Genomic DNA, 15,427 nt, shown 5'->3' with positions numbered 1-15,427 from the left:
CTCAAGCCATTAAAAGTTTTAGTTTTTTAAGCGTCCTTAGTTTTTGACAAGATTAAAATACAAATAAAAATCAAAAACATGCCTATCCAACCGACCCATGAAATATGCTCACCAACCAAGACAATCGCAAAAATCGCAGCAACTAAAGGTTCGAATAAAGTTAGGGTGGTCGCTTTGCTAGCATTTACTGTTTTTAGACCAAAACCGAAAAGTAAATAACCCAAAAACATAGGAATCAGCATCATATAGCCAGCCACAAGTAGATTGGTTGAGCTTTGCAGTAACCCTCCACCTGTAATCAATAAAGTAGGCAATAAAATAACTGCTCCACCACCCATAATCATGCCCATTGCAGCTTTAGCAGCAACGCCCCGATCTATTAATCTTTTTGCAGCCCATGAATAAAGCGAATAAGTTGTAGCAGCGACCAGCCCAAGGAAAATACCGAAGAATTTATTCCATTGATTTGTACTCTCTTGAACCACATGACTTTCGCCCATCGACAACATACTTACACCAAGCACACCGCACACAAAACTTAGAAACCAGATAGCCGATAAAGCTTTGCGGTCAAAAAATCGTTCTAAAATTGCTGCGATCAATGGAGCAGTACCAATTGAAACCACAGTACCAATCGTAATGCCCGCATAATGCATTGAGGAATAAAAGGCCAAAGGATAAATACCAACTGCCGCTACGCCTAAAAGAAGTATTGAAAGATTTTCTCTTATGAATTGTCGGTTTTCCCGAATGGCTCGTGAAGCGACCAAAGCCTGTAAAAGACCTCCTCCACCCATCGCTACAGCGCCAATAGCAAGTGGGCCAAGTGTCGGAGCAAATGCGGCCGCAGTACCTGTTGTTCCCCACAGAACAGAGGCAACTAAAATTGCGATTGTGCCTCCATAGCTACTATTTTTAATGAGGCTAATCATGTGGGCATTCTCTATTTAAAATGTCTTCTGCCATTTGTTTTGCCAAGAGGAGTTGACGACTGTTACCTTCCAACCCTGCTCGCGCCATAGAACCTTCTAAAAGAAAAGAAAGCTGTGTAGCCACATAGCTAATACGCTGTGAGTCGGGTATTAATTTCTTTAAATGCTCAGCAACAATAGCCTCAACTTCTTCTTTATGCTGCCTTACCGAGCTTCGCCCTGCACTATTTGCCGGAAACTCAGCCGCAGCATTCAATAATCCACAACCACGAAAGCCTTTTTCATAGGCAAATTCCGCATGGTCTTGATAGGCATCAAATACAGCTAAAATCGCTTGTTTCGCTGTTTCTGTTTTTTCTAAACGTGTTTGATAGAGGTCGAGCCATTCTTGATGTCGTGCAGCAATGTAGGCATCAACAAGATCTCCTTTTGAAGAAAAATTATTATAAAGCGACATCTTCGCAACATCCGCTTTAGCCGTAACCGAGTTAATGCCTGTTGCAGTAATGCCATCGTTATAAAACAAGGTTGCCGCGGCATCGAGAATTTTCTGTCTTGCTGTTTTATCATTCATAGCTTTCAATTAAGTAGACCGACCTACCTAATAATAAAGATTTCTAACAATGATGCAATCTTTTTAAGCGTTATAATTTGAGCAATATTAATTTTTATAAAAGTACAATGATGAAAAAAGTTCTATTGATGAGTATGTGCAGTGCACTACTTTTAGCTGGATGTAGTAAAACATCAGAGCAAGATCAGGTCATATCTAAAGAGCAAAAACCAACTGAACAAAAGGCTTCTCAAAAACAAGACAGCGGTTGCTTACAAATTATGGTAGCCATGCACACGATTAATCAGAACAGTAAAATAGAAGATTTAAATCAAATTAATGAAAAGCTTAAAATCTGTATTCCTTCGTTAAAAAATGAGGAACAGCTTAAGCTAATTGATGCATCAACAACTATGTATCAACGTTTTCTTAAACAAGACTACACTGAAAAAACAGGCCGAGCGTTTGAAGCTTTTGGCTATGCTGTTTTAGAACATAAACAACAAGACCTTAAAAAGGTCATCCAAACTCAGAAAAAGCTCTTCGCTCAACTGAGCCCGCGTGATCAATATTTACTTCAACATGAAGGCCAAGCCTATATTGAGCTGCTTTATCAAGGTGAAGGCATGTTTACCTATCGACGTCAGCCAAACTATTTAGTTGATATTTTTTCTAAAGCCTTACCCGTTGATCAAAAAGAGTTCTTAACTCGTATGGCGAAAGACAATCAAAATATTTTCTATAATGACGGTGCGTTGGCTATTTCTTGGAAAGAGCTCAATGAACGTGCATTGTTTTGGGAAAAATTTATTCAAAAGTATCCAAAAAGCCACTTTATTGGTGATGCCAAATTACTCTTTAACGAATATCGCTATTTTATTTTCTTTGGCTTAGATAACACCCCTGTGTCAGATGAATATGCGCCGAACACATGGTTTGATAAAGATGCGCTTCAGCAAATTCGGTTTCTCTCTACACAAAATGAATCGAGTTTAGCCAAACCTGCTCAACTGTTTCTTAAGTTTATTGCCACGCCTGTAGAGGAACGCAATAAACAATTTAAAATAGATTTAACTGATAAGAATGGCGATAAAAAATCAAATTATCAGATTACGCATGAACAACTTGAGCAGTTATTGAAATTTGATTCGCCATGGAACACTGAAGTCTATCGTGACTGCCATATGGATGCGGTTTGTATAGATACAAATTGACAATGCCAGCCAACCTAAAACATGTTAGTCTTTAAATCGCTTGACGGAGCGCGAGTAATAGCTCGCTGAGATTGTGTAAATTCCGTGTTATCGCAACACCAGTTTGATCACAAGTACCGTTGAACCTGATCAGGTTAAGACCTGCGTAGGAATCAAGCCATCTGAAAACTTAAAGCCTTAAATTTATCTCATAAAGATAAATCCGCCATCGTTTTTGGTCGTGCTTGATTCGTTGATGTTATTCATAAGGATCATGTGATGAACCAGTTAACGAATCTCTCTTCTGCTGAAATTTCAGCACAACATGAACAAGATGCTAAAGATTTAACTCGCATCTTACCCGCTTCTAAAAAAGTTTATATTGAAGGCTCTCGCCCTGATATTCAGGTTCCAATGCGAGAAATTTCTTTAACCGACACCCCTACCGGTCTTGGTGGTGAACATAATCCTCCTATTATGGTTTATGACACTTCAGGTGTTTATACCGACCCAAATATTCAAATTGATTTAGACAAAGGTTTACCTTCAGTTCGCCAAAACTGGATTGAAGAACGTAACGATACCGACGTACTATCTGGCTTGACCTCAAAATTTGGTCAGGAACGTTTAAAAGACATTCGCACCGCTGACATTCGTTTTGCTCATATTCAAAATCCGCGCCGTGCTAAAGCGGGCAAAAATGTCACTCAAATGCACTATGCCAAGCAAGGTATTATCACACCTGAAATGGAATATATTGCAATTCGTGAAAATCAGCGCCAACGTGAAGGCGTTGATATGCGTCAGCATGCTGGACAGAACTTTGGTGCAAAAAATTTAAAAGAAATTACACCTGAATTTGTTCGTCAAGAAGTTGCTGAAGGTCGTGCGATCATTCCTGCCAACATTAACCATCCAGAACTTGAACCAATGATTATTGGTCGTAACTTTTTGGTTAAAATTAATGCCAACATTGGTAACTCAGCGCTTGGCTCTTCAATTGATGAGGAAGTTGCCAAAATGACTTGGGCAACCCGTTGGGGTGCCGACACCATTATGGACTTATCGACAGGTAAAAACATTCATGAAACACGTGAATGGATTATTCGTAACTCACCTGTTCCAATCGGCACTGTACCAATTTATCAAGCACTTGAAAAAGTTGATGGTGTTGCAGAAGACCTGACTTGGGAAATCTTTAAAGACACACTGATTGAACAAGCCGAACAAGGCGTTGACTACTTCACAATTCACGCAGGTGTACTACTTCGCTATGTACCACTTACCGCAAACCGTTTAACAGGTATTGTGTCGCGTGGCGGTTCCATCATGGCGCAGTGGTGTCTAGCACATCATGAAGAAAACTTCCTATACACTCATTTCGATGAAATCTGTGAAATCATGAAAGCCTATGACGTTTCATTTAGCTTAGGTGATGGCTTACGTCCGGGCTGTATTCAAGATGCAAATGACGAAGCACAGTTCAGCGAACTTAAAACATTAGGTGAACTGACTCACCGTGCATGGGAACACGATGTTCAAGTCATGATTGAAGGCCCTGGTCATGTACCAATGCACATGATTAAAGAAAACATGGACCTTCAGCTAGAAGTGTGTAAAGAAGCACCATTCTATACACTTGGACCATTAACGACAGATATCGCTCCGGGTTATGACCACATTACCTCTGCAATTGGCGCTGCCATGATTGGCTGGTACGGTACAGCGATGCTTTGTTATGTGACACCAAAAGAGCATTTGGGTTTACCAAACAAAAAAGATGTTAAAGACGGCATTATTACCTACAAGCTTGCGGCACATGCTGCCGATCTTGCTAAAGGACATCCGGGTGCACAGGTACGCGATAATGCCTTATCAAAAGCACGTTTTGAATTCCGTTGGGATGATCAGTTCAACCTAAGTCTGGACCCTGATACAGCACGTAGCATGCACGATGAAACCTTACCAAAAGAGGCGCATAAATCTGCTCACTTCTGCTCAATGTGTGGTCCAAAGTTCTGTTCGATGAAAATCACTCAGAATGTCCGTGACTATGCCAACAATCTCACCAATAGTGATTCAGAGGTTGAAGAAGGCCTCAAAGCGATGAAAGAGGTTTATCAAGAACAAGGACAAAAACTGTATCATAAAGTGTAAATATTCAAAAAAAACACTTGCCTAGCCATGATTCTCGGTTAGGATGAAATAAATAGATTTCGTCCTGACCGAATCATGAGTATTGTTGAACGTCCAAGTTATACATCTAAAGATGTCGAAGTAACATCACGTGAATCTCTATTCCGGGGTTTTATTCAAGTTGAAAAAGTCAGCCTTCGACATCGTCTATTTAATCAAACTAAATATACTCATGTATTGCAACGTGAACTCGTTCATCGGCCTGAAGCGGCTGGCGTTCTACTTTATAACGATCAAAAGCAACAGTTTGCATTGATTGAACAGTTTCGTGTTGGGGCTTTAGACGACTCTCAATCTCCATGGCAGCTGGAAATAATTGCAGGCGTATTAGATGGAGACGAATCTCCCGAAACTTGTATTCGACGAGAGAGTCTCGAAGAGTCTGGATGTGAAATTCAGGACTTAAAGCATCTATTTAGTTTTTATCCCTCTGCCGGGGCGTGTTCCGAATTTTTTCATTTGTATGCTGCCGAAACTGAATTACCCACTGAAGGTGGAATATTTGGCGTAGATGATGAGGGTGAAAATATTCAACTCCATTTATTTAATTATAGTGACATCCAGCCCCTACTCGACAGTGGACGTTTAAGAAATGCTCCTGTCATTATGGCGTTACAATGGTTATCTCAACACATCACAACGATAATAAAATCCGACGAGGTAGGACGGTGACTTTTCAAGTCTCAACACTTTCACAAAAAGACCATGTCATTATACAAATTACCGATACCCACCTATTGGAGTATCCACATTTAGAATTTGTGGGTATGAATCCTGAAGAAAGTTTTCATGCCATTATTCAGCAAATACGAAATAAACATCCTGAAATTGATGCTATCGTCCATACGGGTGATCTGGCTCAGGCACCAACACCTATTACCTACAAACGCTATATTCAATATATGCAAACGCTTGGTCTACCTTTTTTTCAGACCTTAGGTAATCATGACAATGTTGACCATTTTCCATTGCATAAAGAGAACCATCAGGAACCGGTGGTGATTGGCTTAGGAAACTGGCGCGTTATTTTATTAAATAGTGCGGTAAAAGGTCATATTGATGGGCATCTATCAGAAGAACAGCTAGAGAACTTAACGGCTTTACTCAAAGAGTTTGCAGACAACCCGATTTTGCTAGCTTGTCATCACCATCCTTTTGCCATGAAATCGAAATGGATTGATCATCACAAACTACAAAATTCTAATGCTTTGCTTACAGCATTAACGCCGTTTAAAAATGTAAAAGCATTAGTCTGTGGCCATGTCCATCAGGACTCCATAAACATTTGGCAAGGGGTCGAATTTTTCTCGACTCCATCGACAAGTGTTCAGTTTAAACCATTTAGTAATGATTTTGCTTTAGATCAAAATGCTCCTGGCTACCGTTACATTCGTCTAAAAAACGACGGTAGTTTTGAAACAGAAGTCTTCCGTCTTGAAAATTTTCAAGGACATATAAACACTGATATTTCAGGCTATTAGCCCTATTTCTTATATGCTTATATATAATTATGACTGGGGTAAACACGTTTTGAAAATATTTACGGGTCGGAATGACTATCATCTTGCAGGAAAAATCTATATGATGACGACCCGATGGGAAAATCCCATCGATGGTTTTCTATAAAAACACTTGCATATCACCATATTTTTTGCGTATAGATAATACGTGTATGATGAGGAATGCCCTATTATGGCGAATGACAACCACAACCAAGTTTTGGATGAACATACAGAAGTTGTAGTGGAAGGTGACAAAGCTTCTGCAAAACGTGCACGTAAAGTGAAACCTAAAACTTCTGACATAGGCACAACTGCAAGTTTATTTGGTATTGCACCTTATCAACCTAAGAAAAATGAAGAGTACATGTCTGAAGGACAGCTCGAGCATTTCCGACAAATTCTGCAAGCATGGAAAGCTGAATTAATGTCTGAAGTTGATCGTACTTTAAATACGATGCAAGACGAATCAACTGCACTGCCAGATGTAAACGACCGTGCTACCCAAGAAGAAGAATTTGCAATTGAATTACGTACACGTGACCGTGAACGTAAGTTAATTCGTAAAATCGAACAATCTATGGAAGCAATTAAGAATGAAGACTACGGTTTCTGTGAAACTTGTGGTATTGAAATCGGCTTACGTCGTTTAGAAGCGCGTCCAACTGCAACTTTATGTATTGATTGCAAAACTTTGGCAGAAATTAAAGAGAAGCAAAATAACGGTTAATATGACCGCTGTAGCTACTCAAGAGAAGCCTAGCTTTTCATACTCAGGCCGGTTTGCGCCCTCGCCAACCGGCCCTTTGCATTTTGGATCACTCATTACTGCCGTTGCCAGCTATTGCGATGCAAAAGCCCATCAAGGCAAATGGTTGGTTCGTGTCGAAGACACAGATATCCCTCGTATTTATCCCGGTAGTGAAGAGCATATTCTCACCTCACTGGAAGCCTTCCAGTTTGAACCCGATGCCGAAATCATCTTTCAAAAAAACCGTTTAGACATTTATGAAAGCGTATTAGACCAACTTAAGACAGAAGGTCTTATTTATGCATGTCAATGTACGCGTAAAATGTTGGGTTCAAATGCAATCTATGCGGGTACTTGCCGTGATCTCAATCTTGATTTTCAAGGTCAAGCGATACGGGTAAAAGTTCAAGATCAGCAGATCTGTTTCGATGACCGGCTTCAAGGACGTCATTGCTCCAATCTACAACAGGATCTCGGGGACTTCGTCCTTAAGCGCCGTGATGGGATTATTAACTATCAACTTGCTGTCGTCGTAGATGATTATCTACAGGGTATTACTCATGTCGTTCGAGGCGCAGATCTACTAGATAACACTGAACGTCAGATCTGGCTGGGACAGCTTCTAGGTTATCCTAAATTGAGCTATATGCACCTTCCCCTTGCCATGAATGACCAAGGACAAAAGCTCTCTAAACAAAATCTTGCTCAAGCACTCGATTTATCAAAAGCTCCTGAATTACTCCAAAAAGCAATCCAAGCCTTAGGTCAACCTAAGGTTGATTTAGATCAGCCTAGAGTAATGCTAAGGCAGGCTGTAGCGCAGTGGAATGTCGATTTAATACCCCATGGACAAGAGCTCAGCGGAACATATCTCTAAATAATAAAAAAGCCCGATATCAAATCGGGCTTTTCTAAAGTTCTAAATACTCAATTAGAAGTTTGACTCTTCTCGTTCTGGGTTTACTTCTTGTGTTGAAGCATCAATCTTTAAGATCAAGCTAATCATCGCAGCACACATCATTAAAGATGTACCACCATAACTAATGAATGGCAAAGTCAAACCTTTGGTTGGCATCAAGCCCATATTCATGCCCGCATTTACCAAAATCTGAAGCAAGAAAATAATGCTAATACCGTAAGCTAAATAGCCAGCACGCAGGTAATGATGTTTCAAAGCACGGTGACCGATTTTGATACAGCATGCGAGCATCAAGAAAGACAAGCCAATAACAATCGAAATACCCACGAAGCCAAATTCTTCACCTAGCACTGCCAACATAAAGTCAGTATGTGCTTCAGGTAAATAAGACAGTTTTTGTACACTGTGCCCTAAGCCTGTACCAAACCACTCACCACGACCAAAAGCCATTAATGCGTTTGATAACTGATACCCCACGCCCAACGGGTCTGCCCATGGGTCGGTAAATGAAATCAAACGTTGGAAACGGTAGGGTTCAAATAAGATCAAAAACACAATACCTGTGACAATCGCACCAAGCATGATTAAGAACTGTGTTGGCGGCGCACCAGCCAAAAAGAACACCCCGACCATCATCATGACAATAACGACCGTTGCCCCTAAGTCAGGCTCAGCAATAATCAAACCGACTGTGATTGCCATTACCCCACTTAAACGTAGCAAGCCTTTCCAATGAGTACGAACCTCTTTGGCACGGCGTACAACGTAGTCTGCGGTAAAAATTGCCATCATGACTTTGGCAACTTCGGTTGGCTGCAAGGTAAAGCCACCAATTTTAATCCAACGTGTAGAACCGTTGACTTCCGAACCCACCACCAAAGCAGCAAGCAACAGAACCATGGTTAATAGCCACAGCGGAAAGGTATTTTTAAACCACGTATTAAGTGATATCCGATAGGTCAAATAAGCCACCACACCCGCAGCGACAATCGAAATACCATGACGAATCACATAGTGAAACGGGTTTTCATGCATATATTCAGCATAGGGCATCGAAGCAGATGCAACCATCACTGAACCGATACACAATAATGCAACGACACAGAAAATCAGGATATTACGTGGCGTCACTTCCGCTGGCCATTTAGGCAATATCCGTTCATACCAATGATTGATTTTCTGGATTGTGGTCTGAGCTAAGCCTGCCATACTACATTCCTAATCATGTTTTCTTTAAACCAACGCATTGACGCAGGCAACAAACTGCTGACCACGATCATTATAACTTTTAAACATATCAAAACTTGCACATGCTGGTGATAACAACACCACATCTTCAGCTTGCGTTTCACGTTGACACAGCTCTACAGCTTCTTTAAGCGTTGCTGCATGTAAAATTTTAGTTGCGCCTTGAATAGCCTGTTCGATGACAGGTGCATCCTCACCAATCAATACCACAACTTTGGCATATTTTTCGATAGAAGAACGTAATGGAGCAAAATCTTGACCTTTACCTTGTCCACCTAAAATCAAGGCAACCTTACCTTTTTTAACCTCAATTGCAGCGCCTAAACCATCAATCGCTGCAAGCGTAGCACCCACGTTGGTGCCTTTAGAGTCATTGTAATAGCGTACATCATGCACAGTCTTTACATATTCACAGCGGTGCTCTAATCCTTTAAATTGTTTTAAAGTCTCAAGCATCGATTCCATAGGCAGACCAATTGCTTCACCTAAAGCTAAACAAGCTAAAGCATTGGCTACGTTGTGCATGCCTTGAATATATAAATCCGAGCTTTTAATTAAACGCTGCAAACCACGCGCAAGCCAAAGCGAACCATCACCATCTCTTAAAACACCATATTGATTTAAATCAGGCGCATTTAAACCAAAGCTTTGCATTGGTGTTGTATCTGGAACAAGAGGACGGCTTAAAGCATCATCACGGTTAAATACTACTTTTTTAACACCTTGGAAAATACGGTGTTTTGCTTGATGGTAACCTAACATATTGCCGTGGCGATCTAAGTGGTCTTCACTCATATTCAGAACCACAGCAACTTCAGCATTTAAATGAGATGTGGTTTCCAACTGAAAACTTGATAATTCAAGCACAAGCAGTTCAGGTTGATCTTTTAATAAATCTAGAGCCGGGCGTCCAAGATTGCCACCCACAGCAACTTTCTTACCTGCATCTTTAGCCATTAAGCCAATTAAGGTCGTTACTGTACTTTTCGCATTAGAGCCAGTGATCGCAACAATAGGCACATCAGTTGCACGGCGTAATAATTGAATATCCCCTACTACCGATATCCCCTGAGCAATAGCTGCCTGAATTTCTGGTAATTGTGGTGCAAGGCCTGGGCTTAAAATAATTTCTTCTGCTTGTAATAATAATTCTTGATCAAGTTGACCAAAACTTGTCTTTACTCCTGCCGGAATCTGATCATGCCCCGGCGGCGTGGGGCGAGAGTCTGTTACTGCAACTTGGTAGCCTTGTTCATGCAGGAAATTTACAGCCGAAACGCCTGAGATTCCCAAGCCTGCGACAACTTTTAACCCACCACGTTGTATTAACATTTTTGCCCCACAATTTATCAATCGACAGAATGGCAAAAATGTTAGCACTTTGCTGTTTTGAATGCTTTTTCAGTTTGAACTTTATTCATCTTTTTTTGTGTCAGTGCGTAAAAAAGCCATCAATATGATGGCTTTTTAAACGAAACAAGAAATAGTGAATTTACTGCCATTTAATCGGCTTAATTTCTTGAACGGGATTGGTAGGTTTATCTTCACTTGAACAGCCACAGCCACCAGCACAACCAAAGGTCATTTTTGGTTTAAGCCATTTTGCCAAAGTTGTCCAACCCTGCTTTTCGCAAAATATAGAGAGTGAAGAAAATACTGAATTTGCTGTTTTTGGAAATACTTTCTTAAAAACAACGACAGCACTCCAAATCACTAATATCGCAATGATCAGATATTGAACCATATACAACCTCCTTTCTTGCCTTACCCCCAATAATGGGAAGCAATTTGATAGGTAACAAACGATGCCAAATAAGCTAAACCAAACAGATATGCAGTCATAGCTGCAACATGTTTCCATGAACCTGTTTCACGGCGTACCGTTGCTAATGTTGCCAAACAATGTGGAGCATAAATGAACCACACTAAAAGCGATAAACCTGTTGCCAAAGACCAACCTGTTCCATCTGCACTAATCAGGTGTGACAAACCTTGCGCCACTGCATCATCACTTGTTGCAGATAATGCATACACCGTACCTAAGGCAGCCACCACAACTTCACGAGCTGCCATAGCTGGAATTAACGCAATACAGATTTGCCAGTTAAAACCAATTGGAGCAAATAAAGGCTGGATAAGATGCCCAAGCATACCCGCAAAACTATAATCTATAGCAGGTAATGTCGCTCCTTCTGGTGGTTGTGGGAAAGTACACAAAAACCATAGCAAAATAGAGAGCGCAAAAATAATTCCACCGACACGCTTCAAGAAGATCTTTGCACGATCCAACAAACCGATTCCCACACTTTTTAAATCAGGGAAACGATAACTTGGCAGCTCTAGCAATAAAGCATGTTGAGACTTATCTTTTTGGAAGAATTTCATTAAAAATGAAACACAAAGTGCACTTACAATACCAGCCATATACAGGCCGAAAAGTACCAGACCTTGGAGGTTGAAAATACCCCAGACCATTTTCTCTGGAATAAATGCAGCAATCAGCAAGGCATATACAGGTAAACGTGCTGAACAGGTCATTAACGGCGCAACCATAATGGTCGTAAAGCGATCACGAGGGTCACTAATACTACGCGTTGCCATAATTCCCGGTACTGCACAGGCGAAGCTTGAAAGTAAAGGAATGAAGGCACGGCCGCTTAAACCAGCTTGAAACATTAATTTATCAAGCAAAAATGCTGCGCGAGGTAAATAACCTGATTCTTCTAATACTAAAATGAAGAAGAATAAGATCAAAATTTGTGGCAAGAACACCACTACACCACCAGCACCCGCGATAATACCGTCAACCACCAAACTATGCAGTAGCGGCTGGGTAATCACACTTCCTATGATTTCACCTAGCCAACCAAAGAAGCCTTCAATGCCATCCATGAATGGAGCTGCCCAAGCAAAAACTGCTTGGAATACAATAAACATCATGAGAGCAAGGCTAAGTAGGCCTAAAACTGGATGTAAGAAAATGCGATCTAGAAAATCAGTACGCTTATCTTCCTGATCAACATAATGAACCACATCTTTAAAAATCATATCGATTTTTTGATGATGCGTCCCAGTTAAACCACTAAGTTCAGTTTGTGGGACACTGTATTTTTCTTGATCAAGGGCATGTAATAAATTTTCAATACCTGCATTACGGACAGCAACTGTTTCAACAACGGGTACGCCCAAACGCTGGGACAGCTTTTGAGTATTAATTTGGATGCCACGACGACGCGCTTCATCCATCATATTCAGTACTAGTAAAATCGGACGACCTAGCTCGATCATTTCGAGCACGAGGCCTAAATGCAATTTTAAGTTAGTGGCATCAACTACACATAAAAAGGCATCTTGCTGACCTTCTTCGGCAATTTTACCCAAGCAAACGTCACGGGTAATGGCTTCATCAGGACTGGTCGCATTAAGACTATAGGTCCCTGGCAAATCGAGTACACGTACTGCTCGACCTGAAGGCAACTGAAAATGACCAACCTTACGCTCGACCGTTACGCCCGCATAGTTCGCAACTTTTTGTCGAGTTCCAGTTAAATGGTTAAAGAGAGAGGTTTTACCACAGTTTGGGTTTCCCACAAGGGCAATACGTAACGCATCACTCATGCGGGTACTCCTTCTTCTACTTGAATTTCAATTTTTTCCGCTTCTGCTTTACGTAAAGCGAAGCGAGTAAAGCCAATTTGGATCAAGATCGGATCACCACCAAAAACACCCTTGGTAATCACTTCCACTCGTGTGCCCGGTACAAAGCCCAGACTTTCCAAACGAATTGCGACCAAATCTTGCTGCTCGGACTCTACTTCTATCCGATTCACTTTGGTGATGGTCGCCGCTTGCTTCACTTTTAAAGCTGATAAACGCACCGCATCCGATCCTAAACCTTTTTTTCTAGTATACATATAAATGAGAATAATTACCAAATAAGGTTAAATTTCACTTCTTATTCAGTTTAATCGACAAATCTTAAAGTTTCTTTTAAAGTACAGAGGTTTAGAGGATCTAGTGTATGTTGAATAAAAAACCGCGTATTCCAAGCCCAGTTCAAATTCCTGAACATTTAAGCTTTTTACAAGGTTTTCGAGACTATTTAGTTGCACAGACAGTGAGTCCTCATACACGAAATGCTTATTTATCTGACCTCATTCAATGCAGTGAACTTCATAAAAAATCAGCTCTTCCAGAGTGGACAAGTGATGATATTGCTGATGTTCTGATTGAGTTGACCAAAGTCGGGAAAAGCCCCCGCTCGATTGCTCGCTGCTTATCTGCTCTACGCCAGTTTTACAAATTTTTACGTGAACAGAAATTACGAAGCGATAATCCTGTAGCAACTCATCATTCTCCAAAAATTGGACGAGCCTTACCCAAAGATCTATCTGAAGAAGATGTTGAAGCACTGATTCAAGCACCCGATATCAATACAGCACTTGGCTTACGTGACCGCGCAATGTTTGAAGTCCTTTACGCTTGTGGTTTACGTGTTTCAGAATTACTTAACTTGCGATTAGAGCTTATTAATTTAAAACAAGGCTATTTACGTGTTACAGGCAAAGGCAATAAAGAACGTTTGGTTCCGTTAGGACAATTCGCTTGTGAATGGGTAGAACGCTATTTGAGTAATGCTCGGCCTCAGCTCTACAAAAGCTCGACTGACTATCTTTTTTTGACCCAACATGGCGGAATTATGAGCCGGCAGAACTTTTGGTATGCTATTAAACGCTACGCGCTTCAAGCCAATATTCAAGCTGAACTCTCACCTCACACCTTACGTCACGCCTTTGCGACACACTTGCTCAATCACGGCGCTGATTTACGCGTAGTACAAATGTTACTGGGTCATAGCGATTTATCTACAACACAAATCTATACACATGTTGCACAAGTACGAATGCAACAATTACATGAAAAACATCACCCTAGAGGATGATAAAGCTGTGAAGCTCAAAGTAAATATTTCATATCAATCGTTTGATTTCGTTCACAAAGGTTAAGAAAGTTTTAACAATACACATTAGATTTTTTGTTATGCTTAGCAGCTTCTGACTATAAATACTGATGAAATAAGGGTTATCTATGTCTTTTACCCGCTCTCAAATTTTTCTTGCCTGCGCTCTGGCATCTAGCCTTTTGTTCAGTGCTTGTTCTAAAGAAAACAAACCACAAAAAGAAGATGCGCTCACAGCGACTGCACCTGCTACTGGGGAAGCTTCAACCATTATCGAACGTAATGATAAGCAGCGTTTGATCGAAACTTTGCAGAAACAATTTAAGAATGCAAATATCAACGCCAAAATTTTAGATATCAAACCGACAGAAGTTCCTAATTTGTATTGGGTAAATCTCGAAGGGATGACATCAATTTATACCACCAGTGATGGAAAATATTTAATTCAGGGTGATGTCATCCGATTAGGAGGCAAAGAGCTTCATAATATTGGAGATAATCTTCAAGCTTCAGAAAATAAAAAGCATCTTGCTGCGTTAAAAAATGAAGATCTCATCGTCTACCCTGCAAAAGGTAAGGCTAAACATGTGATTTATGTGTTTACCGATGCAAGTTGTCCTTATTGCCATAAACTACATGAGCACATTCCTGAAATTAATGAAAAGGGTATTGAAGTACGCTATATCGCTTGGCCACGTGGTGAGCAATTTATGCCAACCATGGAAGCGGTATGGTGTAGTACAGACCGTAAAGCTGCCTTCAACCAAGCCGTACAAGGCATTGCTATTCCGCCTGCACAATGTAAAAACCCTGTTCGAGAACAATATCAACTTGGTTTAAACATGGGTGTAAATGGAACACCGGCAATTTACAATGTGGATGGTGAGTACTTAGGTGGATACCTAACACCGGATGAATTAATTAAACGTCTGGATAAATAACCCCCTTTAAGTTGATGAATGATTAATCATCTATCTATTAAGAAAAGCGCTGCTATTATTGCAGCGCTTTGTTTTTTAAATAATTAATGTTTAATCGACCTCTGTTTAAAGACTGATCTACTCTTCTTTTCCAAACATCGCAATCTAATTCATTGAACAAGCACTAAAAGCGCTAGAGTCTGGCGTTTTTTTTAGCTATGATCTAGCTTCAACTAAATGATTAAATGATGATATG

At 40.6% G+C, this 15,427-nt stretch carries 15 protein-coding genes and 1 riboswitch; of the genes, 8 read left to right on the top strand and 7 right to left on the bottom strand.

The features are described from left to right. Nucleotides 1-26: 26 nt before the first annotated feature. Nucleotides 27-932: a DMT family transporter gene (locus KTI78_RS13720; RefSeq protein WP_262446409.1), complete on the bottom strand. Its 906-nt coding sequence runs from the start codon at nt 930-932 to the stop codon at nt 27-29. Continuing rightward, nucleotides 925-1,506 (bottom strand): TetR/AcrR family transcriptional regulator, encoded by a 582-nt coding sequence (locus KTI78_RS13715; protein WP_239975921.1) that lies wholly within the window; start codon nt 1,504-1,506, stop codon nt 925-927. Before KTI78_RS13715 ends, KTI78_RS13720 begins: the two co-directional genes overlap by 8 nt. Nucleotides 1,507-1,613: 107 nt before the next feature. On the opposite strand from KTI78_RS13715, the gene KTI78_RS13710 reads away from it, so the two are divergent. From KTI78_RS13710 to gluQRS, 6 genes are all read left to right on the top strand, one after another. After that, nucleotides 1,614-2,699, top strand: a complete 1,086-nt coding sequence (locus KTI78_RS13710) for a hypothetical protein (protein ID WP_262446408.1) — start codon at nt 1,614-1,616, stop codon at nt 2,697-2,699. 34 nt (nt 2,700-2,733) lie between these two features. Beyond that, nucleotides 2,734-2,868: riboswitch (TPP riboswitch) on the top strand. 89 nt (nt 2,869-2,957) lie between these two features. Beyond that, nucleotides 2,958-4,835 (top strand): phosphomethylpyrimidine synthase ThiC, encoded by a 1,878-nt coding sequence (gene thiC / locus KTI78_RS13705; RefSeq protein ID WP_016142437.1) that lies wholly within the window; start codon nt 2,958-2,960, stop codon nt 4,833-4,835. Between the two features lie 75 nt (nt 4,836-4,910). Next, nucleotides 4,911-5,546 (top strand): NUDIX domain-containing protein, encoded by a 636-nt coding sequence (locus tag KTI78_RS13700; protein WP_262446407.1) that lies wholly within the window; start codon nt 4,911-4,913, stop codon nt 5,544-5,546. Continuing rightward, nucleotides 5,543-6,355, top strand: a complete 813-nt coding sequence (gene cpdA, locus KTI78_RS13695; protein ID WP_016142439.1) for a 3',5'-cyclic-AMP phosphodiesterase — start codon at nt 5,543-5,545, stop codon at nt 6,353-6,355. The genes KTI78_RS13700 and cpdA overlap by 4 nt, the downstream gene beginning before the upstream one ends. Nucleotides 6,356-6,566: 211 nt before the next feature. Continuing rightward, nucleotides 6,567-7,103, top strand: coding sequence for an RNA polymerase-binding protein DksA (dksA, locus tag KTI78_RS13690; protein WP_002121205.1), 537 nt, complete (start codon nt 6,567-6,569; stop codon nt 7,101-7,103). Between the two features lies 1 nt (nt 7,104). Further along, the gene (gluQRS, locus tag KTI78_RS13685) at nt 7,105-8,001 is read left to right on the top strand and encodes a tRNA glutamyl-Q(34) synthetase GluQRS (RefSeq protein ID WP_262446406.1); all 897 of its coding nucleotides are present in this window, start codon (nt 7,105-7,107) and stop codon (nt 7,999-8,001) included. A 54-nt stretch (nt 8,002-8,055) separates the two neighbouring features. Here gluQRS and ftsW read toward each other — a convergent pair whose 3' ends face one another. The 5 genes from ftsW to KTI78_RS13660 all read right to left on the bottom strand — a co-directional run bounded on the left by ftsW (nt 8,056) and on the right by KTI78_RS13660 (nt 13,169). Then, a complete protein-coding gene (gene ftsW / locus KTI78_RS13680; RefSeq protein WP_016142441.1) occupies nt 8,056-9,252 on the bottom strand; it encodes a putative lipid II flippase FtsW in 1,197 nt (398 codons plus the stop codon). Between the two features lie 24 nt (nt 9,253-9,276). Further along, nucleotides 9,277-10,623: a UDP-N-acetylmuramoyl-L-alanine--D-glutamate ligase gene (gene murD, locus KTI78_RS13675; protein ID WP_224993538.1), complete on the bottom strand. Its 1,347-nt coding sequence runs from the start codon at nt 10,621-10,623 to the stop codon at nt 9,277-9,279. Nucleotides 10,624-10,783: 160 nt separating this feature from the next. Further along, nucleotides 10,784-11,035 carry a DUF6587 family protein gene (locus KTI78_RS13670; RefSeq protein WP_224993540.1) on the bottom strand — a complete coding sequence of 84 codons (252 nt, stop codon included), beginning with the start codon at nt 11,033-11,035 and terminating at the stop codon, nt 10,784-10,786. A 20-nt stretch (nt 11,036-11,055) separates the two neighbouring features. Next, nucleotides 11,056-12,909 (bottom strand): ferrous iron transporter B, encoded by a 1,854-nt coding sequence (locus KTI78_RS13665; RefSeq protein ID WP_224993542.1) that lies wholly within the window; start codon nt 12,907-12,909, stop codon nt 11,056-11,058. Then, a complete protein-coding gene (locus tag KTI78_RS13660) occupies nt 12,906-13,169 on the bottom strand; it encodes a ferrous iron transport protein A (protein WP_001991212.1) in 264 nt (87 codons plus the stop codon). The genes KTI78_RS13665 and KTI78_RS13660 overlap by 4 nt, the downstream gene beginning before the upstream one ends. Before the next feature lie 143 nt (nt 13,170-13,312). Here KTI78_RS13660 and xerD point away from each other — a divergent pair, with 143 nt between their 5' ends. Beyond that, entirely contained in the window at nt 13,313-14,233 is a 921-nt protein-coding gene (xerD, locus tag KTI78_RS13655) for a site-specific tyrosine recombinase XerD (RefSeq protein ID WP_004795152.1), read from the top strand. 146 nt (nt 14,234-14,379) lie between these two features. Continuing rightward, nucleotides 14,380-15,192, top strand: coding sequence for a DsbC family protein (locus KTI78_RS13650; protein WP_262446405.1), 813 nt, complete (start codon nt 14,380-14,382; stop codon nt 15,190-15,192). Nucleotides 15,193-15,427: the final 235 nt, after the last annotated feature.

Origin of the sequence: Acinetobacter sp. WU_MDCI_Abxe161 (genome assembly GCF_025514355.1) — a bacterium.
Classification (GTDB): domain Bacteria; phylum Pseudomonadota; class Gammaproteobacteria; order Pseudomonadales; family Moraxellaceae; genus Acinetobacter; species Acinetobacter pittii_E.
The sequence above is the reverse complement of the archived record's forward strand: the minus strand, read 5'-3'. Positions and strand labels throughout refer to the sequence as shown.

Excerpts from the sequence above, each read along its gene's own strand:
- KTI78_RS13720 (WP_262446409.1), bottom strand. The coding sequence starts at position 932 with ATGATTAGCCTCATTAAAAATAGTAGCTATGGAGGCACAATCGCAATT.
- KTI78_RS13715 (WP_239975921.1), bottom strand. The coding sequence starts at position 1,506 with ATGAATGATAAAACAGCAAGACAGAAAATTCTCGATGCCGCGGCAACC.
- KTI78_RS13710 (WP_262446408.1), top strand. The coding sequence starts at position 1,614 with ATGATGAAAAAAGTTCTATTGATGAGTATGTGCAGTGCACTACTTTTA.
- thiC (WP_016142437.1), top strand. The coding sequence starts at position 2,958 with ATGAACCAGTTAACGAATCTCTCTTCTGCTGAAATTTCAGCACAACAT.
- KTI78_RS13700 (WP_262446407.1), top strand. The coding sequence starts at position 4,911 with ATGAGTATTGTTGAACGTCCAAGTTATACATCTAAAGATGTCGAAGTA.
- dksA (WP_002121205.1), top strand. The coding sequence starts at position 6,567 with ATGGCGAATGACAACCACAACCAAGTTTTGGATGAACATACAGAAGTT.
- gluQRS (WP_262446406.1), top strand. The coding sequence starts at position 7,105 with ATGACCGCTGTAGCTACTCAAGAGAAGCCTAGCTTTTCATACTCAGGC.
- ftsW (WP_016142441.1), bottom strand. The coding sequence starts at position 9,252 with ATGGCAGGCTTAGCTCAGACCACAATCCAGAAAATCAATCATTGGTAT.
- murD (WP_224993538.1), bottom strand. The coding sequence starts at position 10,623 with ATGTTAATACAACGTGGTGGGTTAAAAGTTGTCGCAGGCTTGGGAATC.
- KTI78_RS13670 (WP_224993540.1), bottom strand. The coding sequence starts at position 11,035 with ATGGTTCAATATCTGATCATTGCGATATTAGTGATTTGGAGTGCTGTC.
- KTI78_RS13665 (WP_224993542.1), bottom strand. The coding sequence starts at position 12,909 with ATGAGTGATGCGTTACGTATTGCCCTTGTGGGAAACCCAAACTGTGGT.
- xerD (WP_004795152.1), top strand. The coding sequence starts at position 13,313 with ATGTTGAATAAAAAACCGCGTATTCCAAGCCCAGTTCAAATTCCTGAA.
- KTI78_RS13650 (WP_262446405.1), top strand. The coding sequence starts at position 14,380 with ATGTCTTTTACCCGCTCTCAAATTTTTCTTGCCTGCGCTCTGGCATCT.